24 protein-coding genes are annotated in these 26,463 nt (G+C 68.5%); 12 read left to right on the top strand and 12 right to left on the bottom strand.

The window, feature by feature from the left end; genetic code table 11:
• Positions 1-144: 144 nt before the first annotated feature.
• The 3 genes from D1409_RS23120 (at position 145) to D1409_RS23130 (ending at position 3,756) form a co-directional block, all read left to right on the top strand.
• Positions 145-1,284, top strand: coding sequence for a pyridoxal-phosphate-dependent aminotransferase family protein (locus tag D1409_RS23120; protein ID WP_123539358.1), 1,140 nt, complete (start codon positions 145-147; stop codon positions 1,282-1,284).
• 305 nt (positions 1,285-1,589) lie between these two features.
• Positions 1,590-2,705, top strand: coding sequence for a DUF7350 domain-containing protein (locus tag D1409_RS23125; RefSeq protein ID WP_123539327.1), 1,116 nt, complete (start codon positions 1,590-1,592; stop codon positions 2,703-2,705).
• 1 nt (position 2,706) lies between these two features.
• Positions 2,707-3,756 (top strand): DUF7282 domain-containing protein, encoded by a 1,050-nt coding sequence (locus tag D1409_RS23130; protein ID WP_123539328.1) that lies wholly within the window; start codon positions 2,707-2,709, stop codon positions 3,754-3,756.
• Positions 3,757-3,798: 42 nt separating this feature from the next.
• Here D1409_RS23130 and D1409_RS23135 read toward each other — a convergent pair whose 3' ends face one another.
• Positions 3,799-6,027 carry a glycoside hydrolase family 3 N-terminal domain-containing protein gene (locus D1409_RS23135; RefSeq protein WP_123539329.1) on the bottom strand — a complete coding sequence of 743 codons (2,229 nt, stop codon included), beginning with the start codon at positions 6,025-6,027 and terminating at the stop codon, positions 3,799-3,801.
• Positions 6,028-6,162: 135 nt separating this feature from the next.
• On the opposite strand from D1409_RS23135, the gene D1409_RS23140 reads away from it, so the two are divergent.
• Positions 6,163-7,068, top strand: coding sequence for a HEAT repeat domain-containing protein (locus D1409_RS23140; RefSeq protein WP_123539330.1), 906 nt, complete (start codon positions 6,163-6,165; stop codon positions 7,066-7,068).
• Positions 7,069-7,133: 65 nt separating this feature from the next.
• Here D1409_RS23140 and D1409_RS23145 read toward each other — a convergent pair whose 3' ends face one another.
• The 5 genes from D1409_RS23145 to D1409_RS23165 form a co-directional block, all read right to left on the bottom strand.
• Complete coding sequence (locus tag D1409_RS23145) at positions 7,134-7,367, bottom strand: hypothetical protein (protein WP_123539331.1); 234 nt, start codon at positions 7,365-7,367, stop codon at positions 7,134-7,136.
• Between the two features lie 132 nt (positions 7,368-7,499).
• Positions 7,500-9,725 (bottom strand): ABC transporter ATP-binding protein, encoded by a 2,226-nt coding sequence (locus D1409_RS23150; RefSeq protein WP_123539332.1) that lies wholly within the window; start codon positions 9,723-9,725, stop codon positions 7,500-7,502.
• A complete protein-coding gene (locus tag D1409_RS23155; RefSeq protein WP_123539333.1) occupies positions 9,726-10,757 on the bottom strand; it encodes an ABC transporter permease in 1,032 nt (343 codons plus the stop codon).
• Entirely contained in the window at positions 10,735-11,739 is a 1,005-nt protein-coding gene (locus D1409_RS23160; protein WP_123539334.1) for an ABC transporter permease, read from the bottom strand. The genes D1409_RS23155 and D1409_RS23160 overlap by 23 nt, the downstream gene beginning before the upstream one ends.
• Positions 11,740-11,857: 118 nt before the next feature.
• Positions 11,858-13,705, bottom strand: a complete 1,848-nt coding sequence (locus tag D1409_RS23165) for an ABC transporter substrate-binding protein (RefSeq protein WP_235853715.1) — start codon at positions 13,703-13,705, stop codon at positions 11,858-11,860.
• Between the two features lie 167 nt (positions 13,706-13,872).
• Here D1409_RS23165 and D1409_RS23170 point away from each other — a divergent pair, with 167 nt between their 5' ends.
• Entirely contained in the window at positions 13,873-15,228 is a 1,356-nt protein-coding gene (locus D1409_RS23170; RefSeq protein ID WP_123539335.1) for a DUF7405 family protein, read from the top strand.
• Entirely contained in the window at positions 15,225-16,883 is a 1,659-nt protein-coding gene (locus D1409_RS23175; protein ID WP_123539336.1) for a CRTAC1 family protein, read from the top strand. The genes D1409_RS23170 and D1409_RS23175 overlap by 4 nt, the downstream gene beginning before the upstream one ends.
• A 21-nt stretch (positions 16,884-16,904) precedes the next feature.
• On the opposite strand, the gene D1409_RS23180 is transcribed toward D1409_RS23175, so the two are convergent.
• Complete coding sequence (locus D1409_RS23180) at positions 16,905-17,267, bottom strand: hypothetical protein (RefSeq protein ID WP_123539337.1); 363 nt, start codon at positions 17,265-17,267, stop codon at positions 16,905-16,907.
• A 126-nt stretch (positions 17,268-17,393) separates the two neighbouring features.
• On the opposite strand from D1409_RS23180, the gene D1409_RS23185 reads away from it, so the two are divergent.
• From D1409_RS23185 to D1409_RS23200, 4 genes are all read left to right on the top strand, one after another.
• A complete protein-coding gene (locus tag D1409_RS23185) occupies positions 17,394-18,347 on the top strand; it encodes a M48 family metallopeptidase (RefSeq protein WP_123539338.1) in 954 nt (317 codons plus the stop codon).
• A 133-nt stretch (positions 18,348-18,480) separates the two neighbouring features.
• Positions 18,481-19,500, top strand: a complete 1,020-nt coding sequence (gene gap / locus D1409_RS23190) for a type I glyceraldehyde-3-phosphate dehydrogenase (RefSeq protein ID WP_123539339.1) — start codon at positions 18,481-18,483, stop codon at positions 19,498-19,500.
• Between the two features lie 78 nt (positions 19,501-19,578).
• Positions 19,579-19,854 (top strand): hypothetical protein, encoded by a 276-nt coding sequence (locus tag D1409_RS23195; RefSeq protein WP_123539340.1) that lies wholly within the window; start codon positions 19,579-19,581, stop codon positions 19,852-19,854.
• Between the two features lie 77 nt (positions 19,855-19,931).
• A complete protein-coding gene (locus D1409_RS23200; RefSeq protein WP_123539341.1) occupies positions 19,932-21,146 on the top strand; it encodes a phosphoglycerate kinase in 1,215 nt (404 codons plus the stop codon).
• A gap of 13 nt (positions 21,147-21,159) precedes the next feature.
• On the opposite strand, the gene D1409_RS24980 is transcribed toward D1409_RS23200, so the two are convergent.
• On the bottom strand, positions 21,160-21,327 hold the full coding sequence (locus D1409_RS24980) for a hypothetical protein (RefSeq protein ID WP_164471867.1): 168 nt from the start codon (positions 21,325-21,327) through the stop codon (positions 21,160-21,162).
• A 112-nt stretch (positions 21,328-21,439) separates the two neighbouring features.
• Positions 21,440-22,276: an NAD-dependent epimerase/dehydratase family protein gene (locus D1409_RS23205; protein WP_123539342.1), complete on the bottom strand. Its 837-nt coding sequence runs from the start codon at positions 22,274-22,276 to the stop codon at positions 21,440-21,442.
• A gap of 186 nt (positions 22,277-22,462) precedes the next feature.
• Here D1409_RS23205 and D1409_RS23210 point away from each other — a divergent pair, with 186 nt between their 5' ends.
• Positions 22,463-22,954: a metallophosphoesterase gene (locus D1409_RS23210; RefSeq protein ID WP_123539343.1), complete on the top strand. Its 492-nt coding sequence runs from the start codon at positions 22,463-22,465 to the stop codon at positions 22,952-22,954.
• A gap of 34 nt (positions 22,955-22,988) precedes the next feature.
• Here the strand turns inward: D1409_RS23210 and D1409_RS23215 are convergent, their stop codons facing one another.
• A complete protein-coding gene (locus D1409_RS23215; RefSeq protein WP_123539344.1) occupies positions 22,989-24,077 on the bottom strand; it encodes a type II glyceraldehyde-3-phosphate dehydrogenase in 1,089 nt (362 codons plus the stop codon).
• Positions 24,078-24,302: 225 nt separating this feature from the next.
• On the opposite strand from D1409_RS23215, the gene D1409_RS23220 reads away from it, so the two are divergent.
• Positions 24,303-24,533: a hypothetical protein gene (locus D1409_RS23220; RefSeq protein ID WP_164471868.1), complete on the top strand. Its 231-nt coding sequence runs from the start codon at positions 24,303-24,305 to the stop codon at positions 24,531-24,533.
• A gap of 5 nt (positions 24,534-24,538) precedes the next feature.
• On the opposite strand, the gene D1409_RS23225 is transcribed toward D1409_RS23220, so the two are convergent.
• Together D1409_RS23225 and D1409_RS23230 are read right to left on the bottom strand one after the other, a co-directional pair.
• A complete protein-coding gene (locus D1409_RS23225) occupies positions 24,539-25,498 on the bottom strand; it encodes a DUF7537 family lipoprotein (protein ID WP_123539346.1) in 960 nt (319 codons plus the stop codon).
• The gene (locus D1409_RS23230) at positions 25,495-26,382 is read right to left on the bottom strand and encodes a hypothetical protein (protein WP_123539347.1); all 888 of its coding nucleotides are present in this window, start codon (positions 26,380-26,382) and stop codon (positions 25,495-25,497) included. Before D1409_RS23230 ends, D1409_RS23225 begins: the two co-directional genes overlap by 4 nt.
• Between the last annotated feature and the right edge of the window lie 81 nt (positions 26,383-26,463).

The following is a 26,463-nucleotide window of genomic DNA, read 5'->3' on the forward strand; positions in this document are numbered from 1 at the left end:
AAGTTCTGCGAGCGATGCCGGAGTGGCCCGTCTCGCGGTTCGATACGCTGGCTCCCGTCCCGATACTTTTTGTCGTCGCACGCGGTGGCTTCAGGCATGTCACGACCCGAGGTCGGCGAACTCACGGTCCCGGATCGCACGCTGATGGGCCCCGGTCCGAGCGACGTCCACCCCCGGGTGCTCCGCGCGATGAGCACCCCGCTCGTCGGGCACCTCGACCCGTCGTTCGTCGAGATCATGGACGAGGTCCAGGAGCTGCTCCGGTACGCGTTCCGGACGGACAACGAGTGGACGATCCCCGTCTCCGGCACGGGGTCGGCGTCGATGGAGGCGGCCGTCGGCAACCTCGTCGAACCCGGCGACACCGCCCTCGTCCCGACGAACGGCTACTTCGGCGACCGGATGGCGTCGATGGCCGAACGCGCCGGCGGCGACGTCGTCCGCGTCGATGCCCCCTGGGGCGAACCGCTCGACCCTGCCGACGTGGCGGCCGCCTTCGACGAACACCAGCCCGACGTGTTCGGCTTCGTCCACGCCGAGACCTCGACGGGCGTCAGACAGCCCGACGTGCCCGAACTGACGAGTATCGCCCACGAACACGACGCGTACGTGATCGCCGACTGCGTCACCTCGCTCGGCGGGGTCGAACTGCGCGTCGACGAGTGGGGCATCGACGCCGCCTACTCGGGGCCACAGAAGTGCCTCTCCTGTCCGCCGGGCGCGAGCCCGCTCACCCTGAACGACCGCGCCATGGAGAAGGTCCTCTCCCGCGAGGAGCCGGCGCGGTCGTGGTATCTCGACCTCTCGCTGCTGGAGGGGTACTGGGGCGAGGAGCGAGCGTACCACCACACCGCGCCGGTCACGAACGTCTACGCGCTCCGCGAGGCGCTCCGTCTCGTCGCCGAGGAGGGCATCGAGGAGCGGTGGGCGCGCCACCGGCGCATCGCCGGGGTGTTGAAAGACGCGCTCGACGCGATGGGGCTCGCCCTGAACCCCGACGAGGCCCACTGGCTCCCGAGCCTCAACGCGATGGAAGTCCCGGCGGGCGTCGACGACGGCGCCGTCTGCGAGTACCTGCTCGACCGTTACGACCTCGAGATAGCGACCGGGCTCGGCGCTCTCGAGGGCGATATCTTCCGGATCGGCTGTATGGGTCACTCGGCGAGACCGGAGAACGTGACGCTCCTCGTGCCGGCGCTGGCGGAGGCGCTCGAAGCGCAGGGCGCGGACGTCGACCCGGCGGCGGGGCTGGCGGTGATGCGCGAGCGACTCGGGGAGCGGTAGACGGACGAAATAGGCGTACGGACCCGCACGGCCGCGGGTCCGTCCGGTAAAGGCGGCCGTCCCGCGGGCGACGGGACAGCCTGGCACAGGCAGCGGGCGACTGCCGTGATCGGTGTCGGGTCGCGGGTGGGGTTTCGGGTAGCGGTCGGCAAGCGCCGGGTGGAGGGCGCGCCCACCGCATCCGAACAGAGGGGTGGCCGTGATATAATCGCACCTGAAGGTGAAACAGCGATTTAACCGACCGACCCGATCTGTCGGCGGAGAGACCAGAACGGTTAACCACGCGTTGGCCCAACGCTCGTGCGATGAATCGACGGAGCTTCCTCCACTCCGCGACCGGCGCCGCCGCGGTCGGGCTCGCCGGCTGTCTCGGTGACAGCGACGGGAGTACGCCGACCGAGACGGCGCGGTCGACGACAGTCGAACCGACAGCGTCCCCGCCCGAACGAACGGCGACGCCCGACGGCCCGTCCGGCGTCTACGTCCAGTCGTTCCGCGAGACGATGGTGATGCCCGGAACGGCGACGGCCGGCGACTACCGCTTCGCGCTGCTGGTCGCGGTCCCGCATCGATTCTGGACCGTCACGCTCGACGAGCGGTCAGTGACGCCAATCGAAGACGGCGAGGACGGCGACGACGTGCACCTGATGGCCGTCGTCTGGGACCCCGAGACGGGGACGGTCCTCCCGGACTCGGACCTCTCCGTCGAGATCACTCGCGACGGCGACCTGGTCTCCCAGGAGGTCATCTACCCGATGCTCTCCCAGCGGATGGGGTTTCACTACGGCGCGAACTTCGGCCTCGACGGCGACGGCACGTACGCGGCGCGGCTCAGCGTCGGCGGCCTGGGCGGCCGCACGACCGGCGAGTTCGACGGCCGGTTCGAGGACCCCGCCACCGCCGACGTCGAGTTCGAGTGGTCGAAGCAGGTGCGCGAACAGTTGAAGACCGAATCGATCGACGAGGCGGGCGAGCGCGGTGCGCTCCGCCCCATGGAGATGGGCGAGTTGCCCCAGGCCCGCGCACCGACGCCCGAGGACCTTCCGGGAACGGTCCTCGGGACGGGCCGGAGCGACGACGCGAAACTCGTCACGACGCAGGTGCCCGCCGCGGACGCGGAACGCCTGACCGACGACGACCCGTACCTCGCGGTGTCGGCGCGGACGCCGTACAACAGGCTCGTGCTGCCGGCGATGAGCCTCTCGGCGACGGTCTCGCGGGACGGCGAGACGGTGTTCGAGGGCTCGCTCCGGTCGACGCTCGACCCCGCGCTCGGCCACCACTACGGCACAGCCCTGCCCGAGCCCGTCGAGTCGGGCGACGAGATAACCCTCTCCGTCGGGACGCCGCCCCAGCTCGCCCGCCACGAGGGGTACGAGCGGGCCTTCCTCCAGATGGACCCGGCGACGATCACCGTCTGAGATGGTCGACCGCCTGCCCCACCCCTCCCGACCGGTCGTCGCGCTCACGCTCGCGCTCCTGCTGGCCGCGCCGCTGGCCGTCGCGACCGCTGGGGCCCACGGCAACCACGTCGCCGTCGACTCGCAGGTGACGAGCGACGGGACCGTCGTCGTTGAGACGGTCTCATCGCCGACGCCGGGGTTCGTGGTGCTCCGCGCCGACGACGGCGGTCGCCCCGGCGACCCGCTCGGGAACGAGTACGTCGGCCGGACGCCGAACCAGACGTTCCTGGCGGACGTCCCGATCCGGATCGACCCCTCGACGTGGGACGAGTGGGCGGGGAACCGAACGATCTGGGCCGTCCTGCACGGCGACGCGAACGGCAACGAGGCGTTCGACTACGGCGCGGACCTCGCGATGACGGACATCAATCCCGCGGCGAGTACGCGGTTCACGGTCGGGAAGGGCGACTCGACCGAGGCGCGCGTCCTCGCCGCCGCGTTCGATCCGCTGCCGGTCACCGACGGGGCCGTCACGCTCCGCCGGGTCGACCTGCCGGTCGCGGGCCACGTCGCCGTCCGACCGGTGGGTCAGAACGAGACCGTCGGCTCGCGCTCGCTCGACGCCGGGACCCATCGGAACGTCACCGTCTCGCTGGACGAGTCGTTCCTCGCCGAGCAGGAGCGGGACTTCCGCGTCCGGGTGGTCGCCCACCGCGACGACGGCGACGGGACCTTCGGCCCGGACGACCCGCCGATCACCGCGGGCGGCGACCCCGTCGGGACCTACCTCAGCGTCGCGCCCGAGGAACACTCCGACGGCACCGACGAACCGCTGATCAACACGCCGTCGGCGACTGCGACGCCCGACGCGTCGTCGGGATCCGCGACCGCGATCGCCGAGGACCCGTCTGCGTCCGCGCCGACCGAAGACTCGACCCGCGAGCCGACCGACGACGAGCCGACAGCCCTCGATACCACCGTCGGATCGGGTCCCGGCTTCGGTGGGGCGCTCGCCGCTCTCGGGGTCCTGCTCGTGGCCGCGGCGCTGGTCGGTCGACGCGGCCAGTAGCTCCACGGCCGAAAAACAGGGGGTTCGGAACCGTGAGCGGCGTTACAGGTAGTCGCCGTCGACGGTCACGGTGACGGACTCGCCGTCGACGAGGAGGTCGTAGTCGCCGGCCTCCACGCGGTGGCCGTCGCCGGGGGCGTAGACGCCGAACCGTTCGGCGGGCACCTCGACGGTCACCGTCGCTTCCTCGCCGGCGTCAAGATCCACGCGCTCGAACGCCTGGAGGCGTCGCTCCGGCATGACGAGCGTCTTCGACTCCGTCGTGCTGTACACCTGGACGACCTCGGTGCCGGCGCGGTCGCCGACGTTCTGAACCGTCACGTCGAGTTCGACGGTGTCGCCCGGTCCGACGACCGACTCGTCGACCGAGAGGTCGCCCGTCTCGAACTCGGTGTAGGTCAGGCCGTGACCGAACGGGTAGAGCGGGTCGTAGGAGTCGGGGTGCTCGTGGTCGCCGATGGGGCGGGGCTGGTGGAGGTGGTCGTGGTGGAGGTCGACCTGCGCGCCCGAACGCGGCATCGTGACCGCGAGACGGCCGCTCGGGTCGTTCTCGCCGACGAGCGTCTCGGCGACGGCCTTGCCGCCCATCGTCCCGGGGAAGTAGGCCATCAGGAGGGCGTCGGCCTGCTCGCTGAGTTTCTCGACCGCGAGGGGGCGACCGGTGACGAGGACGCCGACGACGGGCGTCCCCGTCTCGACGACGGCGTCGACGAGCGCCTGCTGTTCCTCGGCGATGTCGAGCTGCTCGCGCGTCGGGAACTCGCCGGTCTCGGTGCGCGGGGAGCCGGCGCCGAACTCGTGGAGGTACCACCCCTCACCGAGCGCCAGCACGGCCACGTCCGCGTCGGCGGCCTTCTCGGCGGCCGCGTCGACGTCGAGCGTGTCGTGGAGCCCCGCGCCCTGCTCGTAGCTGACCTCGCCGTCGACGTGATTCCGGATCTCCTCGAGGATGGTCGTCCCGTCGACGTGTTCTTCCTCCTCGACGGACCAGCCGCCGACCTGGTGGACGAGGTCGTCGGCGTTCGGCCCGCCGACGAAGACGTCCTCCTCGCCGGAGATCGGCAGGAAGTCGTCGTTCTTCAGGAGGGTCAGCGAGTCGCGGGCGACGTCGAGGGCCACTCGCTGGTGCTCGTCGGCGCCGACCGTCTCGAGCGCTTCGTCCCTGTCGACGTAGGGGTCCTCGAACAGTCCCATGCGGAACTTGCGTTCGAGGACGCGCTCGACGCTCGCGTCGAGGACGGACTCGTCGAGGTCGCCGGACTCGACGAGGTCGACGAGTTCGTCGACCTCGATGTCGTTGCCGACGGAGGCCACGTCGAGACCCGCCGTGCGGGCGTCGTAGGTCGCTTCGCGCAGATCCGCGGCGGTCTTGTGGTCGTCGGTGAGGTGGCGGACGCCGCCCCAGTCGGAGACGATGGTGCCGTCGAAGCCCAGATCGCCCCGGAGCAGGTCGGTGAGCCAGCGCTCGGACCCGTGGACGGGCTCGCCGTTGATGGAGTTGTAACACGGCATCACCGACTCGACGCCGGCGTCCAGCGCGGCCTCGAACGGCGGGACGAACGTGTTGCGGAGCTTGTACTCCGAGACGTCGACCGGCGCCGCGTCCTCGCCGCGTTCGGGCTCGCTGTAGGCGGGGAAGTGCTTGGCCGTCGAGACGACGGTGGCCTCGGCTTCGAGTCCGTCGCCCTGGTAGCCGCGGACCTTCGCGGCCGCCATCTCGGCGACGAGCCGCGGGCTCTCGCCGAACGTTTCGAAGACGCGGCCCCAGCGGGGGTCACGACCCACGTCGCAGGTCGGCGAGTAGTTCTGGTGAGCGCCCGTCGCCGTGACCTCGGTCGCGGTGATCCGGGCGCCGGCCTCGATAGTCTCGGGGTCCCACGTCGCCGCGGCGCCGAGTCCGTTCGGGAACACCGTCGCGTCCGCGACGTACGCGTGCCCGTGGACCGCGTCCACGTTGAGGAAGAGCGGGATCCCGAGGCGCGTCTCCTCGGTCGCCGTCTCCTGGAGTTCGTTGACGATGTCGACGATCTCGCCCACCTCGGTGCCCGCGGAGCCGCCCCACCCGAACGGCGCCGCACAGCCGAGGTGTTTCTCGCGGACGAGGCCTTTCACCTCGTCCACGTCGACGTCCCGGTGCATCTCGCCGGCCCACGTTCCGACTAGCTGACCGGCCTTCTCCGCCACTGTCATCCTGTCGAGGAGATCCGAGACCCGCCGCGAGACCGGAAGATCCGGGCGTTGATACTCGGGATCCGCGTCACTCGATGGCATGTTCGGATGGATTTCCGTTGCCCACATAAACATTGCGAGGTGAATCTCCCGCGTTCGCGTCCGGTTCAGCCGAACGCGGGGCGAGTTGGTGTCGAAATCCACACGTATTTGGGCCTCGGCGGGCTGGATCGCTCCATGGTGGAAGACGTGTCTGAACGGGTAGAGGGGGTCGACGTCGAATCGGGCGAACTCTCGGAAGACGAGTCGGCGGTCGTCCGGGAGGCGCTCGCGTCCGAGAAGTCCTTCGTCCGCCAGAAGGGCGTGCGAGTGCTCGACGCGCTCGCCGTCGAGGACGTCTCTGCGGTCGAGCCGTTCCTCGACGACCTGCTCGCGCTCCTGGAAGACGAGCGCGTCTCCGTCGCACAGGCCGCCGGCACGGTCGTGCTCCGCGTCGCGAACGAGTCACCCGGCCTGTTCGCCGACGGCGTCTCGGAGGCCGTCTCGCTGACCGAACGCGATCTGGCCGGCATCGAGCTCCTGGGCGCCCAGATACTCGCCCAGATCGTCGTCGATCACCCCGAGTACTGTTCCGACGAGGTCGACCGACTCCTCGCCGTCCTGCAGGACCGGTCCGTCTCCTTCGACAAGAGCGAAGGCGCCGAGCAGTTCGACGATCCCAACATCGAACAGGCCCTCCGCGAACAGGACAAGGAGGAACACGAGATGCGCCTCCAGACGCAGGTGGTGCTCTCGAACGTCGTCATCGCCATCGCGGAGGGCGTTCCCGAAGCGTACGCGGACAGCGTCGACGAGGTCATCGCACTGCTGGACAGCCCGGACACGACGATCGTCGCCGCGGGCGCCGACGTGCTCTCCGAACTCGCCGGTGAGGACCCCGAGGCCGCCGCGCCGGCCTACGACGGACTGATCGGCTGCCTCGGCCACGACGACTCGCGGGTCCGCGCCCGCGGCGTCCGCGGCCTCGGCCTCCTCGGCGACGACCGCGCCGTCGGCCCCCTGAACGACCTCGCCGAGGCCGAACCGGAGGAAGAGATCGCCGATCTGGCCGCCGAGACCGCCGAGTTCCTCGACGAGCAGTAGTCTCGAAAGGATATCGCGACAGCCGTCAGTTTTCCGTCGATCCCGTCCCGGAGGCGTAGCCCCGTCTACTCGTCCATCGCGCGGTTCGTGCAGTACCAGTAGGTGAAGCTAAACACGACGAGCGACCCGACGATCAGGACCGCGTCGAAGACGAGGATCGGGAAGGCGTCGTCGCCGGGCGAGACGAACAGCGCCGAGAGCGCCAGCAGGACCCCCATCGTGGCCATGACGGCCAGCACCATCGGGATGTTGTCGCGCTGGGCGCAGACGAGGTCGACGGCGCTTGTTCCACCGGGCACGTTCTGACCTGTCGGCCGCCGGTATTGAAGTCCCCGGTTCCGCCGTCCAGTGAGCCGCGACTCGAACGCGCGGCTACCGGCCGAGCGACGCGACAAAACGAAGCGGTAGTCGGTCTCCCGGTCGCCGGGCCGTCAGTCCCCGGCGGCCTGGTCGGTCTGGAACTCCTCGTCGGGGCCGACGAGTTCGGCGCCCTCGAGGGGTTCGCTCTGCCAGTACTCGTGGTCCGGGTCCTCACGGAAGCAGGCGGCACCGTTGCCTTCGCCGCCCTCCACGTCGTACAGCGGCGGCTTCTGCTCCGTACAGGCCTCCCGAGCGACGGGACACCGGGTGTGGAAACGACAGCCCGACGGCGGGTCGACCGGGTCGGGCACGTCGATGGACCGCATCGGCGGTTCGCCGGCCTCGACGGCGTCGAGGTCGAGCGTCGGCGTCGCCCAGCGCAGCACCTTCGTGTAGGGGTGGCGCGGGTCCTGGATGAGTCGCTCCGCGGTGCCGATCTCCACGATCTCGCCGAGATACATCACGGCGATACGGCCGTCGCCGTGCTCCGTGAAGTACCGCGCGTTCGAGAGGTCGTGGGAGATGAAGAGGAACGAGGTGTCGAACACGTCCTGCAGTTCGAGCATCAGGTCCATCAGCTCGACGCGCAGACTCACGTCGACGGCGCTGATGGCCTCGTCCGCGAGGATCGCGTCCGGGTTCATGAGCAGCGCGCGCGTCAGCGCGACGCGCTGTTTCTCGCCGCCCGAGAGCTGGTGCGGGTACCGGTCGGCGAAATCGGCCGGCGGGTTCATCCCGACGCGGTCGAGCAGCGAGTAGATCCGGTCTCGGCGTTCGTTCCGGCTGATGTTCGGGTGGGTGTGCCGGAGCGGTTCCGACAGGATGTCGACGATCCGGCGGTTCGGATTGAGCGACGCGCCGGGGTCCTGGTGGATGATCTGCATGGCCTGCCGGACCTCGTCGTACGACCGCTCCGTGTTGCCGGCCTTGGCCTCCCAGATGTCCGTCCCGCGGAACTTGACGCTCCCACCGGTCGGGCGCTGGAGCCCGATGGCGGTCTTGCCCAGCGTCGTCTTCCCGCATCCGGACTCGCCCAGCAGGGCGACGACGTCGTTCTCGTAGATGTCGAGGTCGATGCCGTCGACGGCCTTGACGATGTCCGGGTCGTCGCCGAAGATGTCGAACAGTCCCTGCTCCTCCTCGAAGTGGACCTCGACGTCGTCGAGCGAGAGGACGGCCTCTTCGCCGCGTTCGGGCGACACGTCGCGGTCGAACGCTTCCTGGTCGCGCTGCGCGGTCGCCGCGTCCTCGCCGTAGTTGAGGGCGATCTCCTCGCGGGCCTGTTCCCAGTGGTGACAGGCCGTCCGATGACCGTCGTCGTCGATGGTCTCGAGGGGCGGGTCGTCGCTGACACACTCCTCGGTCGCGAGCGGACAGCGGGGGTGGAAGCTACACCCTTCCGGAACGTTCACCGGAGCCGGCCCCTCGCCCTCGATGGGCTGCATCTCCGAGAGGGGCGCGTCGAGGTTCGGCGTCGCGTTCAGCAGCTTCCGCGTGTACGGGTGACCCGCGTCCGCGATGATCTTGTCGCGGGAGCCGACCTCGACGAACTGGAACGCGTAGATGATGCTCATCCGGTCGGCCAGCGCCGTGATCAGCGGCAGGTCGTGCGTGATGAACGCCAGCGTCAGGTCGTAGGTCTTCTGGAGGTCGTTCAGCAGCATCAGGATCGACCGCTGCATCAGCAGGTCGAGCGCCGCCGTCGGCTCGTCCATCACCAGCACCTCCGGTTCCAGCACGAGCGACAGCGCGATGAGCGCGCGCTGTTGCATCCCGCCGGAGAGCTCGTGGGGGTACGCGTCGAGGACGCGCTCGGGCTCGAGGTACAGGTTCTCGAGCAGTTCCCGGGCGAAGACCATCCCCTCCTCGACGTTCTTGTCGTGGGCCTTCAGGGTGTCCCGGAAGTGGGCCCCGACCTTCATCGTCGGGTTGAACGAGGACATCGCGCCCTGGAACACCATCGAGATCTCCTCCCAGCGGAACTTCCGGAGTTCCTCGTCGCTCTGTTCGAGGACGTCGACCGTCCCGCCGCTCTCCGGGTGATACAGGATCTCGCCGGTGAGTCTGCCGGGGTCCGGGATCGAGTCGAGCAGTGCCGATGCGAACATCGACTTGCCCGACCCGGACTCGCCGACGATCCCCAGCACCTCGTCGCGTTCGATGTCGATGCTCACGTCGTCGAGGACGTACGTCTCGCCGTCGTCGAAGGTCACTTTCGCGTTGTTGACCTCGACGACGGGGTCCTCGACCGTGGAGTGAACCGTCGCGTCCGCCGTCGTTCGCTGATCGGTTGCCATTTAGACCATCCCCTTCGACGTCGTCTCTTCGCCTTCCTCTGCAGTCGATTCTGACTCGCCGGCGAGTCGGGTACGGACCCGCGGGTTGAACACCCGGTCGAGGCCCTGCCCGAGCAGGATCATCGACAGCGAGAGGCCGACCACGGCGATCATCGGCGCGATGATCCAGTGGGCGGCCGCGGGGACGAACAGCGCCCCGTTCTCGTAGGCCCGCGACATCGTCACGCCCCAGGTCGGATCCGAGTAGGGCAACACACCCAGGAAGAACAGCCCGACCGACGCGAAGATCGTGTAGCGTGCGGCGAACACGAAGTTCACCGTCACGTACGGCATCAGGTTCGGGATGACGTCCTTCCAGAGGATCCGGACCGTGGAGGTCCCCATCGTCCGGGAGGCCTCGACGTAACTGTCTTCGCGGATGGTCAGCACCTGCGAGCGCAGCGACCGACCCAGCCCCGCCCAGTAGTTGATCGTCAGGATGACCCCGACGAAGATCGGATTCTCCGGACTGAACGTGATTGCGAGGATGATCACCAGCGGGAGGCCGGGGATCGCCATGAAGAAGTCCGAGATGGACATCAGGACGGTGTCGACGGTCCCACCCTTGTAGCCGGCGAGGGTCCCGACGATGACCGCGACGCCGGTCGCCCAGACGCCGCCGGCAAGCACCATGAGCAGGACGTCGGGCGTCGCGTGGATGATCGAGGCGGCCAGGTCGACACCCGAGTTCGTCGTCCCGAGCGGGTAGGCCCAGTTCTCGAACATCCCGAGGAGCCGGGGCGCCTGACTCGAACTCGGCGCTCGCCAGAGCCCGAGGACGGCCACCAGCGCCACCGCGACGTAGACGCCGAGCAACAGGAGGCCCAGCCGGGTCCGCATGTCCGACCACGCGACGACCCCGGGCTCGTAGATGCTTCGCTCGTAGAACTCGCGGAGGCGGTCCCCCCGAGTCATGTTCGCGCCCGAACTCTCACTCTGCCAGTCGAGCCCCTCTGCCGGGGCGTCCGATTCAGTATGCTTCACTGGAATCACCTTTGCTGATGCGCGGGTCTATCTTCCCGTAGGTCAGGTCAGCGATGTACACGCCGACGACCAGCGCCACCGTGATGACGAGGAAGGTGCCCATCATCATCGGGTAGTCGTTCCTGTTGACGGCGTTGAGTAGTTCGAGGCCCAGACCGGGGTAGTTGAAGATCTGTTCGAGGATGATCGTCCCTCCCAGCCGGAACCCGAGCAGCAGCAGGAACCCGGTGTACATCGGCAGGATGGCGTTGCGCGCCACGTAGCGGGTCGCGATCCGCCCGTCGGAGAGGCCGCGAAGTCGTGCGACCTCGACGAAGTCCTCACCGAGCACCTGGATGCTGTTGCCACGCATCGCCAGCGCCTGCGCGCCGACCCCGACGATAGTGTACGACAGGATGGGGAGCGCTCCGTGGCGAATCACGCTGATCACGTACTCGAGACTCCACTGGTTCTCGATACTGGGGTCGGCCGTCCCCGAGGGGGGGAACAGCGACCACCGGTACGAGAAAAACAGCAGGAGCAGGATCGCGAGCACGTAGAACGGGATCGACATCCCCGCGATCGAGACCGAAGAGACGGCCGTGTCGAACCTCGACCCCTCCCAGTAGGCTTGGATTGCCCCGAGCACGATCCCCCCCGCGAACATGAGCACCGTCGAGACGACGACGATGAAGATAGTCCACGGTGCCGCTCGTGCGACGATGTCGACGACCGGACGGCTGTAGTGGATCGACTGACCCAGGTCGAGCTGGAGCGCCGCGCTCATGTAGTCGAAGTACTGTACCCACAACGGCGCGTCCGGCTGGACGTTCTGCAGGTTTGCGATCTGCTTGTTGACCTCCTCCGGCGGTAACCCCTGTCTCAGCAACTGGACTCGCAACTGCGTGAACGGTCCTCCCGGAAGCAGACGGATCAGGCCGAAGGTGAGCGACATCACCGCAAAGATGGTGACGAACACCCTGGCTGTCCGCCGCACGTAATAATTAACCATGCGTCCTGTTGACGATGTTCTCCGTCAGCACTTTAAGCTTTGACGACTCGCGTCGGCAGAAACGGTTCGGTTCGAAACCGGTCTGTTCAACTGGACGATCGGACCGCCGTGGAGTCCGTTACTCCTTGGCGGTCAGCTTGCCCGCGCGGGGCAGCCAGAACGGCGGCCACTTGATACCGCGCTCGGGGTCGCCCTCCTGGATGTCGACGTTCCAGTCGTCGGTGGTCACCCAGGACTGCTCGAACTTGGAGACCAGCGACAGCATCGGCAGGTCGTAGTTGTTGTGCCAGGCGGCCTCCTGCACGATGGGCTGGGCCTCCTCGGTGGTCGCGACCGTCCCGATCTCCTCGACCTTCTCGAGCGGGTTGAGCGTCATCTCGCCGTCGCCGCTCATCGCCGGGATGGTCTGGTCGGACTCGGTGTCGTAGCTGTGTCCGCCGTCCAGCGCGTCCAGCACCAGCTGGTGGCGCAGCGGGAAGTACGGGAAGGTCGAACGGGCCTGGCCGGGCAGCCAGAAGAACCCGCCGAACTGGAAGTTACCCTCGATGTACTCGCCGAACAGGTCGCTGGTCGGGCGCGTCGCAATGGAGACGTCGAACCCGAAGTCGTTGAGGCGGTCGACGACCGTCTCGGTCATCGCCGTCCAGTCGGTCCAGCCACCGGGCGTGAGGTACTCGACGCTGATCTCCTCGCCGTCGGGAGTCATCCAGGTGTCGCCTTCCTTCGAGTAGCCGGCGTCCTCGAGGATCTGGGTCGCCGTCTCCTGGTCGGACTCGTCGACGCCGTAGTCGTTGAACTGGCCCTTGGTGTCGCCGAGCCACTCGTCGATGTTACGCGGCGCGATCCCACAGGGGATCTCGGCCGGGAACTTCGTGCGCGGGCCCGCGTTGTCGACCAGTTCCTGTCGGTTGACGACGTAGGCGATGGCGTGTCGGACGGCCCGGTCGCCGAAGATCGGGTCGTCGTGGTTGAAGATCATCCCGTAGCCCCACTTGGCCGGGATGGTCTGGACCTCCATCACGTAGTCCTGGAACGCGTCCACCGTCTCGGGGCCGGCGAACATGCTCCAGACGCTGTCGAACCGGCCGCCGCCGGTCGTGAAGTCCTGCTGGGGCGTCGACGCTTCCTGATAGGCGTCGAACTGGTAGTCCGAGAAGTTGACGTTCTCGATGCTGTGGAACTCCTCGTTGCGCTCGAAGTTCCACTGCTGCTGGTTCTTGTCGACGTAGCGCCAGGCGCCGCTCGTGACGACGTCGGTGTCGCTGTCCTCCCAGTTCCACTGCTGGACTTCGGAGGCGTCGGCGTCGAGGAACTGCTCGAACGCCGCGTGGGGCGTGTCGATCCACATGTTACCCAGCTGGTGTTTGACCATCACGGGGTTGGTCGGGCCAGTGAGGTTCATCTGGAACGTGTAGTCGTCGACGACCTCGGTGCTCTCGACGTAGCCCCAGATGGCGCTGCCGGTCTTCTCGAGGATCTGGAACTGGGTGTCGATGTCCTGGGTGGTCACGTCGCTGCCGTCGGACCACGAGAGGTCCTCGCGGAAGGTTAGCGTGACCGTCTCGTTCTCGAACTCCCAGTCGTCCAGCGCCGCGAGCTGGAACTCGTTGGTCTCGAAGGAGTACGCTGCGTAACGGTCGAACGCCAGCCGTCGTGCCGGCTCGGAGGCGATCTGCGTGTTGTGGTTGTTGAGCGTCCGGTTGGTCGGGTCGGCCTGGAGGCCACTCGAGTGAGTCTGGTCGACGACGGTCGTGCTACCGCCGTCGGACCCGTCGCCGCCGTCGGACCCGTCACTGCCGTCGGACCCGTCGGACCCGTCGCTGCCGTCGGACCCGCCGTCTTCGTTATCTGTCTCCCCGCCATCTCCACCACACCCTGCGAGCGCAGCGGCGCCGGATGCTCCCGCCAGTGTCAGGAACTTCCGCCGGTCGATGACGTCGCTGTACTCTTTTGTGCTGTCAGACATGCTTCTGATAGGTTATTAGCGGGGGTTCATAAAAGTTTGGAAAGATAGTTATTGTTCGAAAGGAGAACGTTTCGTCCGTTTCGCTGAGCCGAACCGATCGGTCACGCCGACCGCCCGAATTCTCCCGGTAGAAAGAGTTTTGGGTGGCAGTCGACAACTCTCAGAGAATGCTACCGGACAGAGACCGCGGCCTGAGCCGCAGGGACTTCGTCGCTGCGGCGGTCGCTATCGGTGGGTCGAGCGCTCTCTCCGCGTGTCTCGACCGCGAGGGGTCGCTTCTCGACGGCCGTGACGGGCCCGAGTCCCCGACGGCGACCGAGTCCGAAGACGCGCTCGCGGACCGCTCGGTCCCGTCGGGGGATCCGGACGCGGTCCCGGCGCGTCAGCACGCCTGGAACGAGTACATCGTCCACGACGCCCACGACAACACGGTGATCCCCCAGCAGCAAGTGTTACTCGGGCTCACCTACGAGGGCTCTGTCCCGCCGACCGAGGCGGAACGCGAGCAGGTCGAATCGGCGCTGCAGACCCTCGAACGCGCCTTCCAGTGGGGGACCGGTGGGGACCCGACCGCGTCGTTCACGCGCGGGCTGCTGTTCACACTGGGGTACGCGCCGCAGTATTTCGAGCGGACCGGCGACGTTCCCGATCAGCTCAGACCGCCCGAGGCAGTCCTCGAGGCCGTCGGTGAAGACCCGTCGAACGCCGACGACTTCGACGCGCTCCTGTTGCTGACGAGCGATATCGGGTCCGTCGTGATGGCCGCCGAGCAAGCGCTGTTCGGCGAAGCCGCCGTCGTCAACGGGGTCGAAGTATCCGAATCGCTGGAGGGCGTGTTCTCGCTGGCCGAACGCCGGACCGGGATCGTCGGGAAGGGGAATCCCGCCGAGGAACTCGACAACGAGTCGATCCCGGAGGACGCCCCGCTGTCGATGGGGTTCAAGTCCGGCTTCAGAGACAGTCAGCCCTCCGAAGACCGGGTCACTATCCAGGAGGGGCCCTTCGCCGGTGGGACGACCCAGGCGGCGTCCCGGCTCCACATCGACCTCGAACGCTGGTACGACCAGCCCCACGAGGAGCGAGCCGCGGAGATGTTCTGTCCGGCCCACGACACCGACGAGATCGGCGAGATCGGCGAGCGGCTCGGCGCCGAGAGCAGGATCACGGAGGAGAACGCCGAGAACGTGGAGGCGTACGCGGAGGAGTACGGGCGCGTGGGACACACCCAGAAGGTCGCGGCCGCCCGCGACGACGAGTTCGTGCCGACGATCCTCCGGCGGTCGGAGGGCATCGCGACGGACGTCTCCGACCTCGACGGCGGGACGGACTTCAACTTCACCAGCCATCAGCGCCACGTCGACGACTTCGTCGAGACGCGCAAGGCGATGAACACCGACGAGTACGACGACGACGTCCCCGCCGAGAACCACGGTATCATCGACTACCTCGAGACCAGGCACCGCGGAACCTTCCTGATCCCGCCCCGTGACGAACGAGCGCTGCCGACCGGTGTGGACGCATGACCGGCACACCGACGGGGCGTCGGGCGGCGATGACCGTCGCCGTCGCCGCGCTCCTCGTCGTCTCGGGGTGTACCGGCGCCTTCGGCGGCACTTCGGAGTCCGACGACAGCGCCGAACTCGGCTTCGAGAACGTCACGCGGGAGGCGGGCCTCGACTACGAGGGGACGGGCACCGGTGCCGGCAACGGGAACTCCGGCGTCTACACGGCCGACGTGGACAACGACGGCTGGGAAGACCTGCTCGCGATCGGCGGCGAGCGGCCCGTGCTGTACCGCAACACCGGCGGCGAGTTCGACCGTTCGGGCGCGCTCCCGTCGCTCGAGCGCCCGTTCAAGAGCGCGACGTTCGTCGACTACGACGGCGACGGCTGGCGCGACCTGCTCCTGTTCGCCCACGACGGCGAAGCGGTCGCGCTCCACAACGACGAGGGGACCTTCGAGCGCGACGACGTCGGTCTCGACGACCTCACGTACCCGCTGGGCGCCACCGTCGCGGACTACGACGGCGACGGCGACCGGGACCTGTTCGTCTACCAGTCGGGCGACTGGGCCGACGAGCGGCCGGACGGCTACTTCAGCACCAACAGGTCGATCGCCGACGACAACGGCAACCCGAACGTCCTCTACGAGAACACCGGCGACGGGTTCGAGCGCGCTGACGCCCCCGGCATCGAGGGCGACCGCTGGAGTCTGGCCGCGAGCTTCGTCGACCTGACCGGCGACGGCACCCCCGACGTCCACGTCGCCAACGACTACAACAACGACACCGTCTACCTGAACCGGGGTGACGGCACCTTCGAACAGCGCCAGCTCGGCGGTCCGACGGCCCGCAACGGGATGGCCTCCGAGATCGGGGACGTGAACGGCGACGGTCGACCGGACGTGTTCGTCACCAACATCGACATCCCCGTCTCCCGCGAGAACATGTCCGCCGAGCGCTTCGACCGCCTCAAGCGGTTCCTCGACTTCGTGATCCACTCCGGGCGGACGAAGGGGAACACGATGCTCGTCAACGAGGGCGACGGGCGGTTCGACGATCAGGCGCCCGCGTACGGCGTCCGACAGGGCGGGTGGGGCTGGGCCGCCAGCTTCGCCGACTTCGACAACGACGGCGATCGCGACCTGCTCCACACCACGCAGATCGTCGTTCGCCTCGACATGGACAACCCCGTCTACACGCTCCCGATGATCTGGGAACGCGAGGGCGACGACTTCGACCGCCTGAACGCCTCGGCGCGCGGGTTCGAGGAGCACGACGGCCGCGGGATGGTGACGATGGACTACGACCGCGACGGCGACCAGGACGTCGTGATCGCCAGCTACCACGGCGACTTCGCCGTCTACGAGAACACGGCCGAGGCCGCCGACGCCGTCCAGTTCGAAGTCGTCGACGGGAACGGCGCCACCGCGCTCGGCGCGACCGCCACCGTCGAGGCCGACGGCACGGAGACCAGCGTCTGGCAGAACGCCCGCACCGGCTTCCTCTCGCAGGAGTCGCCCGTCACGCACGTCGGCACCGGCGACGCCGAGACGGTGACGCTCTCGGTGACCTGGCCCGACGGCGAGGAGGCGTCCTTCGAGGTGGACGCGAACGCCCGCTACCGCGTCACGCCGGACGGCGTCGAGACGGTGGCGAACCTCACCAGCGGCGACTGAGACGACCGCCGTTTTCTCCACTCAGGGCCGTTCGCTGTGCATGATATCGCGGTCGCCGCGGCCGCCGTTCCAGACGACGCGAACGAGCGACCCCTCGCTGGCCTGGACGACCGCGCTGTCGCCCTCCGTTATCGGGTCGGGCCAGTCGGTCTGTCCCGCGACGCTGTCGACGGTGACTCTGACCTCTTCGGCCCGGACGGGCTCACCGCCCGCGTGGCTCACTCGGACCGCGGTGTCGTTGATCCGTTCGACCGACCACTCGACGTCGGGCGCCTCGTTCTCCGAGGCCCCGCCGGCGAAGTTCAGTCCGACCACGAGGAGTCCGACGAGGAGCGCCGCTACCAGCCCCGCACCGACCAGGTTCAGCATCGTGTCCCCGTCCATTGCGTACGTGTCTCTGCCGGAGCCAAATGAGCGTGCTGGCTCGGCGTGTCCGCGGCCGATGACCACCGGTCGCGCTTCGACGGGTCGCCGGTAAGCGTTTTCAGGGTCGGAGACGCAGAGTGAGATATGCGCTGGGTGCTCCGTGGGCTGATGGTCGTCGTCGGCGTGCTCACGCTGGCGGTGTACCTGACCGGCGCGTATCTGGTGTACCTGTTCGCGCGGGCGGTGTGGGCGATCCGGCCGCCGCTGTCGACGCTCGGGCTGTATCTGGCGGTCCTCACCGTCGTGTTCGCGTTCGTCAGCTACCGGGTCGGGACGGCCCAGATCCTGCGGGACCTGCAGGTGTGGGAGCTGCCCGAGGAGCGTGCGCCGGCGCTGTATCGGCGGCTCACGGCCTACAGCGAGGAGATGGGCGTCGACCGGCCCGGCGTGCTCGTCGCCGAGATGGGGCGGCCGAACGCGCTGGCGCTCGGCGGCGGGTTCGGGCGGGGCCACGTCGTCGTCGACCGGCGGCTGTTCGGACTCCTGACGCTGGAGGAACTGTCGGCCATCTGCGCCCACGAACTGGCACACATCGAGCGCAAGGACAGCCTGGTCCAGACGTTCGGGTACAGCGTCCTGCAGACGCTCTCGGGCGTCGTGTTCCTGGTGCTCGCGCCGGTGCTGGCCGTCGCGGCCGGGGTCGCCAGGGGCGTGGCGTTGATCCGCGGGCGGCCGGAGGCGTGGGGACAGACGCTCCCGGGAAAGCTCCAGCGGGCCGTCGGTGGGGCGGTGTCGCTGACCTTCTTCGCGCTGACGCTGGCGTTGCTGGCCCACTCGCGTCGACGGGAGTTCGCGGCCGACGACCGGGCCGCCGAGGTGACGGGCGACCCGCTGGCGCTGGCGCGGGCGCTGCGAAAGATAGAGCGGGTGAGCGAGTCGCCGTGGTCGCTCCTCTCGTCGCTGTACGTCGACGGCCGGGCGGAGGAGTCGATCACGCGGCTGCTGGCGACCCATCCGGCGACCGACGAGCGGGTCGAACGCCTCCGGGCGCGGGCCGAACGGGACCGCCGCGTCCCGGTCCGCCAGGGCCGTCCGTAGGCCGCCGAATCGGTCGGTGAACTGTCGCTACCGGCTCCGGTTCGCCGGATCCTCCGGTCCCACATCGCTGAACGCGAGGCGCGCGCGTTTCGTATTCGAAAACCCTATACTCGCCTCGGGAGACGGTTCGATCATGAGTGAATCTTCCGAGGAGACGGTACGTATCGGTCTCAACGGCTTCGGTCGCATCGGGCGGAACGTCTTCCGCGCGTCGCTGGGCGACCCGCGCGTGGAAGTCGTCGGCATCAACGACGTGATGGACGACGACGACATGGAGTACCTCGCGAAGTACGACACCGTCATGGGTCGGCTCGAGGGGGTCACGCTCGACGAGGGCGTCCTCACCGTCGCCGGCACCGACTTCGGCGCCTCCGTCCACGAGGAGACCGACCCGGCCGCGCTCCCGTGGGACGACCTCGACGTCGACGTCGCCTTCGAGTGTACCGGGATCTTCCGGAACTACGACGACGCGGCCAAGCACCTGGAGGCGGGCGCGGACAAGGTCGTCATCTCCGCGCCGCCGAAGGGCGAGAAGCCGGTCAAACAGATCGTCTACGGCGTCAACCACGACGAGTACGACGGGGAGGACGTGGTCTCGAACGCCTCCTGTACGACGAACTCCATCACGCCGGTCGCGAAGGTGCTCGACGAGCAGTTCGGCATCGAGGCGGGCCAGCTGACGACGGTCCACGCGTACACGGGCTCGCAGAACCTCGTCGACGGCCCGAAGGCCAAGACCCGTCGCGGCCGGTCGGCCGCCGAGAACATCGTCCCGACCTCGACTGGCGCCGCACAGGCCGCCACGGAGGTCCTGCCCGAACTCGAGGGCAAACTCGACGGGATGGCCATCCGCGTGCCGGTCCCGAACGGCTCGGTCACCGAGTTCGTCGCCAACCTCGGCGATGACGTGACCGAGGAGGACGTGAACGCGGCGTTCCGCGAGGCCGCGTCGGGCGAACTCGAGGGCGTGCTCGGGGTCACCGACGACGAGGTCGTCTCGACGGACATCCAGGGGACCCCCTACTCCTCGTACGTCGACCTGCAGTCGACCAACGTCGTCGGCGGGATGACGAAGATCCTCACCTGGTACGACAACGAGTACGGCTTCTCGAACCGGATGCTCGACGTCGCCGAGTACGTCACCGAGCAGTAGACGAGACTCCGCGGCCCCTCGGCGTCCGCCGATGAACTGTCGACACGTTTTTGTGTAGATAATCCAACCTCTTCCCCTATGGAGTCACTCGTCGAACTCCTCGCAGCCGGGGGAATCGGGGTGCTACTGGTCGGGTCGGTGGTCGCTGGGTGGCGAGAAGGGGTCTTCGCGGATCCCGAGGCGCGTCGGGCGGGGATCGCAGGTGGGGTGACCGCGCTCCTCGCGATGGCGGTGAACGAACTCTACGTGCTCCCGTGGCCGGTCGAGGCGGCGTTCGTCCTCGTGGCGGCCCTCGCGGTGAGTCTCGGGGTCCGTCGTCGCGACCGGTTGCGCGACGCGGTCGGCGTGCGGTGAGTCGACGCGAGCGGGTCGGATCACGACCGGACCACGCGGTTTTTTCTCGCCGCCGGGCGAGCGTTCAGACGAGACTCATGCCTTCGTTCAAGACACTCGACGACCTCGACGACGGACAGCGCGTCCTGGTCCGCCTCGACCTGAACTCCCCGGTCGAAGACGGCGTCGTCCAGGACAATCGCCGGTTCGACCGCCACGCCGAGACCGTTCGCGAACTCGCCGACCGCGACTTCGCCGTCGCGCTCATGGCGCATCAGGGGCGACCGGGCGGCGACGACTTCGTCTCGCTCGAACAGCACGCCGAGATTCTGAGTGACCACGTCGACCACCCGGTCGAGTTCGTCGCCGACACGTTCGGCGAGGCGGCGCTGTCGGCGATCGACGACCTCGACGGCGGTGACGTCCTCCTGCTGGAGAACACCCGGATGTGCGACGAGGAACTCCCCGAGGAGGAGCCGTCCGTCAAGGCCGACACCGAGTTCGTGACGACGCTCGCACCGGAGTTCGACGCCTACGTCAACGACGCCTACTCGGCGGCCCACCGCTCGCACGCCTCGCTGGTCGGGTTCCCGCTCGCGCTCCCCGCCTACGCCGGGCGGGTCATGGAGACCGAGTACGAAGCCAACAGCGCCATCGCCGAGCGGGAGTTCGACGGCCCGGTGACGATGGTCGTCGGCGGGACGAAAGCGACCGACGTGATCGACGTGATGACCGCCCTCGGCGACAAAGTCGACGACTTCCTGCTGGGTGGGATCGCCGGCGAGCTGTTCCTGCGAGCCGACGGCGTCCCCGTCGGTCGCGACCTCGAGGGGATGGACCTGTTCGACGACCAGTGGGCGGCGAACCGCGAGACCATCGAGAGCCTGCTCGACGAGCGCCGCGACCAGATCACGCTCGCGCTCGACCTGGCCTACGAGGACGAGGACGACGAGCGCGCGGAGATCGAAGTCGGCGACATCGAGGAGAAAGACCGCGCGTTCCTCGACGTGGGGTCGAACACGGTCTCCGAGTACGCGGCTTACATCGAGGACTCCGACGCCGTCTTCGTGAAGGGGGCGCTGGGCCTGTTCGAGGACGAGCGCTTCGCGGACGGGACGGTCGGTGTCCTCGAAGCAATCTCCGAGACGGACTGCTTCTCCGTGGTCGGCGGCGGCGACACGTCCCGCGCCATCGAGCTGTACGGGATGAGCGAGGACGACTTCGGCCACGTCTCCATCGCCGGCGGCGCGTACATCCGCGCGCTCACCGGCGAGCGACTCGTCGGCGTCGAAGTGCTACAGGACCAGCGCTAGCCGAAACGCAGCGTTACGACCGCTCGCACCAGGCGTGTCTCGCGTGCCAGTCGTCGGCGGGCGGGTCCGCCCGGACGACCCGCCCGCTCTTCTCCCCTTCGTCGGCCGCCGCGGTGTCGACGCCCCCGTCCTCCGCGATCCGCGCGTGCCGCCGCGTCCAGTCGCCGTCGGTGTCTCCCATACCCACGGTTAGGCGGCTGTGACTAAATTTCTTTCTCTGGGTTCTGAAATAAAGTAACTCGGCGGCGAGTTAATCTCTCGGCTGGCGGGGGAGCGTGGCCGTGGCCGGCGGATCAGGACGGCGGGGCGTCCCACTCGTCGGCGGAGTCGTGGGGCTCGTAGCCGAGCACGTCGCGGGCGTGGTCGATGTCGAACCAGCGATTCTCGTTGTCGCTGACGCCGTAGAAGACGCCGAACTCGACGGTCCCGTCGTCGAGGCAGCGCTCGACCAGCTGGGCGATATCGCGGCGGGACTGCCACATGCAGTGCATGCGCGCGATCTGTTCGTGATAGTCGTCGGAGTCGCGCTCGAACCAGCCGTGGTCGACGCCGCGTTCCGCGTCGCCGTAGGGGTGGTCGTACTCGGCGTCGCGGACGGCGCAGATCCGGAGGGCGTACACGGACATCTCCGAGGACTCGGCGGCGAGTCTGCCCAGTCCCTCGCCGTACACCTTCTCGACGCCGTACATCGAGTCGGGCCGGGGCTGGACGGTGTGGTCGACCTCGACGTTGGAGCCGTAGTAGATGTCCGGCGCGTTCTCGACCTCGTACATCCCGACGGCGTGGTTCGAGGAGGCGTAGACGAAGGTGTCCAGCCCCGTCTCGATGGCGGCGTTGTACACCGAGGCGTGGAGCCGGAGGTTCTCGAGGTGTTCCTCGCTCCAGACGACGGTCTGGTCGTCGGTGCCGCCCGTCTCCATCTGGACCCGCGCGAGGTGGACCACGGCGTCGGCGTCGGCGACGTGCTCGCGGACGAGCGCCTCGTCCGTGGCGTCGGCGACGACCGACTCGACCGATTCGTCGGGGTGTTCCTCGACGTCGAGACTCGTGAACGAGTGGTCCCCGCCGCCGAGGTGGTCGGTGATCGCCGTCCCGATCGTGCCCGCGCCGCCCGTGATGAGTACGTCCATGCGACCGATTCGGCGTGAACCCCCTTGAACCCGTCACCCTGCCCGGGGAGTCCCCTCGGACCCGTCACCCCGTCCGGGGAGTCCCCTCGGACCCGTCACCCCGTCCGGGGAGCCCCCTCGAACCCGTCACCCGGATCGTCCGCGCGAGGGGAAGCCTTGATTGAGCGAGTGGTCGAACGTCGAGCCATGCAACTGGGAATCGTCTCGGACACGCACGACGACCTGGACGCGGTCGAACGAGCGGTCGCGGTCTTCGAACGCGAGGGGTGCGATGCCGTCGTCCACTGCGGCGACTTCGTCGCCCCGTTCTCGGCGACGCCGTTCGACGCTTCGTTCGACTTCCACGCCGTCCGCGGCAACAACGACGGCGAGTGGGCGCTCGGGTCGACCGTCGACGACTTCGGCACCTACCACGGCGAACTGGGCGAACTGACGCTCGACGGGCGCGAGTTCGCGGTGTACCACGGCACCGCCGCTCCGATCGTCGACGCGCTCGTGGACTGCGGGCGCTACGACTACGTGCTCCACGGCCACACCCACGAGTTCGCTCACGAGGAGCGCGAGAACACCGTGCGGATCAACCCCGGTGGCATCCCGTTCGAGGGCGCGCCGGGCGCCCACTACGCGGTCGTCCTCGAGACGGAAACCGGCGCGTTCGAACGGTACGAACTGCCCTGACAGGTCGGTCGGAGGAACTGTCGTCTCGGCCGCTCTATTCCGCGTCGTCGCGACCGCCGTCGGTGACGGTGGGCGGCTGGGGGACGGGGTCGCGCATCGACCGGCCGATCTGGCCGTCGAGGCCGAGCGCGTCCTCCGTGAGCGTCATGCTCTCGGCCCGGTCGGCGGTGCCGGCGATGGCGCGGATGGCATCGACGTTCTCGGGCACCACGTCGGCCTCCTGGTGGATCGCCTGGAACAGGTACAGATCACGGCCCTCGACGGTGACGGAGTCGCCCCAGATGCAGTTTTCCCAGCAGTCGCCGCGCGGCCGTCCGGCGTCCTGCGCGAACTCCTTGAGCTTGCCCGCGCCGTCGATGTCGAGTTCGGGCGGCAGGACGTAGAGGCGCGACTCGGCGTCGAGCAGTTCCCGGACCGACTCCGCGTCGGCCTCGGACTCGAGGGTCACGTTGACCGCGTGGGTGTGCATCAGCGTCGCGGGCACCTTCATCCCCATCGTGTCCACCTCGATGTCCGGGAAGACGGTGTTCAGGTCCGGCCCGTGGTGGGAGGGGATCTCGACGGGGTCCGGGATGGTGTCGTTGATCGGGCCGCGGTTCGTCTGGCCCGGGTCGCCGCCCCGGCGGACGAGCGTGACGCGGGCCTTCTCGACGCCGTACTCCTCGAGGATGGGCGCGAACAGGCGCGAGAGGCCCGTCGTGTTACACGAGACGACGCGGACGTACTCGGCGCCGCGCGCGGCCTCGTAGTTGGAGCGAGCGTTGAAGCTCACCTCGGCCACGTCGGCGTCCTCGCCGCCCTGGAAGATGGCGGGCGTGTCGTGCTCGCGGTAGAGCTCGGCGTTCTCGGCGCCGATGCCGGCGGGCGTGGCGTCGACCACAACGTCGCTCTCCGCGACGAGTTCGTCGACGGTTCCAGCGAGGTCGAACCCGGCGGCCCCGAACGCGTCGGTCCCGTCCTCGCCGACCACGTAGAGCGGGTAACCCCGCTCGAGTGCGACTTTCGCCTCGAAGTTCGGGCTCGTCTTGGCGACGCCGGCGACCGACATGTCCGGCTGGGCGCGTATCGCGTCCGCGACGCGCTTCCCGATTGTTCCGTACCCGTTGACGCCGACCTTGAGCATGTCTACCCGTTCTCCGGGAACGGCTATAATTCTTTTCACGATATTTTTCGAGAAATTAACTCACAACCGAAAAAGAAGTTCCGCCACGTGAGGGGCTGACGCTGGGAATGTCACGGAGTACCACGGGGCGAAGGGATGACCCCGATCAGGGGGCGTGGCCTGGTTCTGTCCAGTCTGCCCGGAGCGACGACAGTGGCGGTAGTGGTGACGGCGAGGTCGGTGGCGGTGGCGGAGGAGACGGTGTCGGGGGGAACGGTCGCGGTGCCGGTGGGAACGGTAGCGGTGCCGGTGGGAACGGTCGCGGTGCTGGGGAGAACAGTGGCGGTAGAGGAGGGGACGTTGCCGGGGGGAACGGTCGCAGTGCCGGGGGGAACGGTGGCGGTGGCAGAGGGGACGGTGCCGAGGAGAACGGTGGCGGTGCCGGGGAGAACGGTGGTGGTGCAGGAAGGGAGGTAGCGGCGTCAATCAGCGGTAGTCACGTTCACGGCCGTGGGCGGCGGGACGCGCGACGGATCGGCTGTGGGGGTCGCCGTCCCGGGAGCGCGCTCAGAGGGCGCCGCCGTTCCGTTCGTCCCGGCCGGTCCGGCGTCCGTGGCGGTACCGGGTACCCACGCCGGGCGCTCGACCGTCGTCTTGCCAACGTCGGTGTAGTCGTAGCGCCACTCGACGGCGATGCGTTCGTCGACGTTGATCAGGTCGAACTCGTAGTGGATAGCACGGACGTACCCCTCCGGTGCGATCCACACTGTCGCAGTGAAGTCGTGGACCGCGTACGCGGCGTACGTCTCGACAATCTGCGTCGGCGGGTGTTCCGAGATCACCCGCGCGTAGTGCCGTCCGTCGCGTTCGACGACGTCGATCTCGTCGTAGCCGCTCCGCAGAAACGCGAGGGCCTCGAACGTGATCGTCTTGGCGAATCGCTCGCGCGCCGGGCCCGTGTTCCGGGGTACCACTCGCGAGACGGTGGTCCCGTCGGGTCCGAGGACGCGACGATACGTCCCCTCCGGCGTGGCGTAGGTGAGTGTCTCGTTGTCGGACGCCGATCCTTCGGCCCGGCGGAGGTAGGTCTCGTCGTCCTGAACCGCGACGTGGCGCCGATACTCGCGGGTGATCGGGCCGGAGCCGCCGGCGGTCCGTCGCTCCCACCCGACCGTGTACGACCTGCTCGACAGGTAGTTGATGTGCGATGCGTACAGTCTGTCGGCGTCGACGGAACCGGTGGCCGAGATCGACGAGTAGGCCCCGAACGCGTCGGTAGTCGACGACGGCGTGGCGGTCTCGCCGACTCCGTCGTCCGGCACCGGGGCGGGGGTCAGCGTCTCGCGTGGCGTGGACTCCTCGCCAACCGCGAAGGCGCTACAGCCGGCGAGGAGCGCGAGGGCCGCGACGACGATCAGAAGCCGACCGCCGCGCGAACTCATCGGTCGGTCACCCCCGACTCGGGGGTCGAGTCGGTCGGCGACTCCGTCGACGGCGTCCCGTCGGTCGCGGCGGGCGTCGCCGTGCCGTTCTCCGCGAGTGTGTCGACCCACGCGGGGCGCTCGACCGTCGTCGCGTCGAGGGCGTCGAAACCGCTCCGGAGTGACACGCGCACGTGCTCGCCCCGGAGCGTGTAGTCGTACTCGACGACCATCGTCCGGATCAGGCCCTCGGGCGTCACGTACGCCGTCGCGGTGTAGTTGCCGATACTCTGTTTCACGTGCCCGTTCCGGAGCGTCGTCGGCGGGTGCGTGACGTGGACCCGGACGTACGTCTGACCGGAGCGCTCGACCACCGAGACGCTGGCGTTGTTCACCGAGAGGAATCGACCGACCGTCTCACGGACCGACAGGTAGTGGCTGTAGTCGACCGGCCCGCCGAGCGACCGGCGCTCGGACGCGTCGTCGAAGGAACTCCGGAGGTATCGCCCCGTCTCGTCGGCGTACAGCGTCGCACGCTGCCCCGTGGACAGGTTCTGATCGAGGCGATACGACCCATCGGCCGCGGCGGACATGCGTTTCCGGACGGCGGCGACGGAGCCGTTCCCGGCGGACACCGTGCGCTCGTAGTCGTACGTCCAGGTGAACGACCGCCCGTCGAGCGCGCGGTAGTGCGCGTCGACCAGCGGCCCCGGATCGAGCGACCCGTTGGCGGCGACGCCCGGTGGGAGCGACCGCGTCTCGTCGGGACCGTCGGTGTCGGTCAGAACGGGGAGGGGCGTCACCGTCTGCGTGGACTGTGGATCGCCGTCGGCTGACGGTCCGATAGCGTTACAGCCGGCCAGCACCACCGCGAGCGCCACGACGACCGCGATCCGTCGGACCATTGTCGGGAGTAGGGACGAGCCCCACATAAGCGACGTGGCGGGGTCCGATCGGCTCGGGCGAGGTCGGTCGCGGAGTGAACG

The sequence above is a fragment of the Halosimplex salinum genome, assembly GCF_003730195.1.
GTDB classification, from domain to species: domain Archaea; phylum Halobacteriota; class Halobacteria; order Halobacteriales; family Haloarculaceae; genus Halosimplex; species Halosimplex salinum.

What these genes read in the sequence shown, in the direction of transcription:
- D1409_RS23200 (WP_123539341.1), top strand. Translation starts at nt 19,932, where the DNA reads ATGCCTTCGTTCAAGACACTCGACGACCTCGACGACGGACAGCGCGTC.
- D1409_RS23160 (WP_123539334.1), bottom strand. Translation starts at nt 11,739, where the DNA reads ATGGTTAATTATTACGTGCGGCGGACAGCCAGGGTGTTCGTCACCATC.
- D1409_RS23230 (WP_123539347.1), bottom strand. Translation starts at nt 26,382, where the DNA reads ATGGTCCGACGGATCGCGGTCGTCGTGGCGCTCGCGGTGGTGCTGGCC.
- D1409_RS23205 (WP_123539342.1), bottom strand. Translation starts at nt 22,276, where the DNA reads ATGGACGTACTCATCACGGGCGGCGCGGGCACGATCGGGACGGCGATC.
- D1409_RS23125 (WP_123539327.1), top strand. Translation starts at nt 1,590, where the DNA reads ATGAATCGACGGAGCTTCCTCCACTCCGCGACCGGCGCCGCCGCGGTC.
- D1409_RS23180 (WP_123539337.1), bottom strand. Translation starts at nt 17,267, where the DNA reads ATGGACGGGGACACGATGCTGAACCTGGTCGGTGCGGGGCTGGTAGCG.
- D1409_RS23175 (WP_123539336.1), top strand. Translation starts at nt 15,225, where the DNA reads ATGACCGGCACACCGACGGGGCGTCGGGCGGCGATGACCGTCGCCGTC.
- D1409_RS23215 (WP_123539344.1), bottom strand. Translation starts at nt 24,077, where the DNA reads ATGCTCAAGGTCGGCGTCAACGGGTACGGAACAATCGGGAAGCGCGTC.
- D1409_RS23120 (WP_123539358.1), top strand. Translation starts at nt 145, where the DNA reads ATGGGCCCCGGTCCGAGCGACGTCCACCCCCGGGTGCTCCGCGCGATG.
- D1409_RS23170 (WP_123539335.1), top strand. Translation starts at nt 13,873, where the DNA reads ATGCTACCGGACAGAGACCGCGGCCTGAGCCGCAGGGACTTCGTCGCT.
- gap (WP_123539339.1), top strand. Translation starts at nt 18,481, where the DNA reads ATGAGTGAATCTTCCGAGGAGACGGTACGTATCGGTCTCAACGGCTTC.
- D1409_RS23135 (WP_123539329.1), bottom strand. Translation starts at nt 6,027, where the DNA reads ATGCCATCGAGTGACGCGGATCCCGAGTATCAACGCCCGGATCTTCCG.
- D1409_RS24980 (WP_164471867.1), bottom strand. Translation starts at nt 21,327, where the DNA reads ATGGGAGACACCGACGGCGACTGGACGCGGCGGCACGCGCGGATCGCG.
- D1409_RS23225 (WP_123539346.1), bottom strand. Translation starts at nt 25,498, where the DNA reads ATGAGTTCGCGCGGCGGTCGGCTTCTGATCGTCGTCGCGGCCCTCGCG.
- D1409_RS23165 (WP_235853715.1), bottom strand. Translation starts at nt 13,705, where the DNA reads ATGTCTGACAGCACAAAAGAGTACAGCGACGTCATCGACCGGCGGAAG.
- D1409_RS23140 (WP_123539330.1), top strand. Translation starts at nt 6,163, where the DNA reads ATGGTGGAAGACGTGTCTGAACGGGTAGAGGGGGTCGACGTCGAATCG.
- D1409_RS23195 (WP_123539340.1), top strand. Translation starts at nt 19,579, where the DNA reads ATGGAGTCACTCGTCGAACTCCTCGCAGCCGGGGGAATCGGGGTGCTA.
- D1409_RS23210 (WP_123539343.1), top strand. Translation starts at nt 22,463, where the DNA reads ATGCAACTGGGAATCGTCTCGGACACGCACGACGACCTGGACGCGGTC.
- D1409_RS23130 (WP_123539328.1), top strand. Translation starts at nt 2,707, where the DNA reads ATGGTCGACCGCCTGCCCCACCCCTCCCGACCGGTCGTCGCGCTCACG.
- D1409_RS23150 (WP_123539332.1), bottom strand. Translation starts at nt 9,725, where the DNA reads ATGGCAACCGATCAGCGAACGACGGCGGACGCGACGGTTCACTCCACG.
- D1409_RS23185 (WP_123539338.1), top strand. Translation starts at nt 17,394, where the DNA reads ATGCGCTGGGTGCTCCGTGGGCTGATGGTCGTCGTCGGCGTGCTCACG.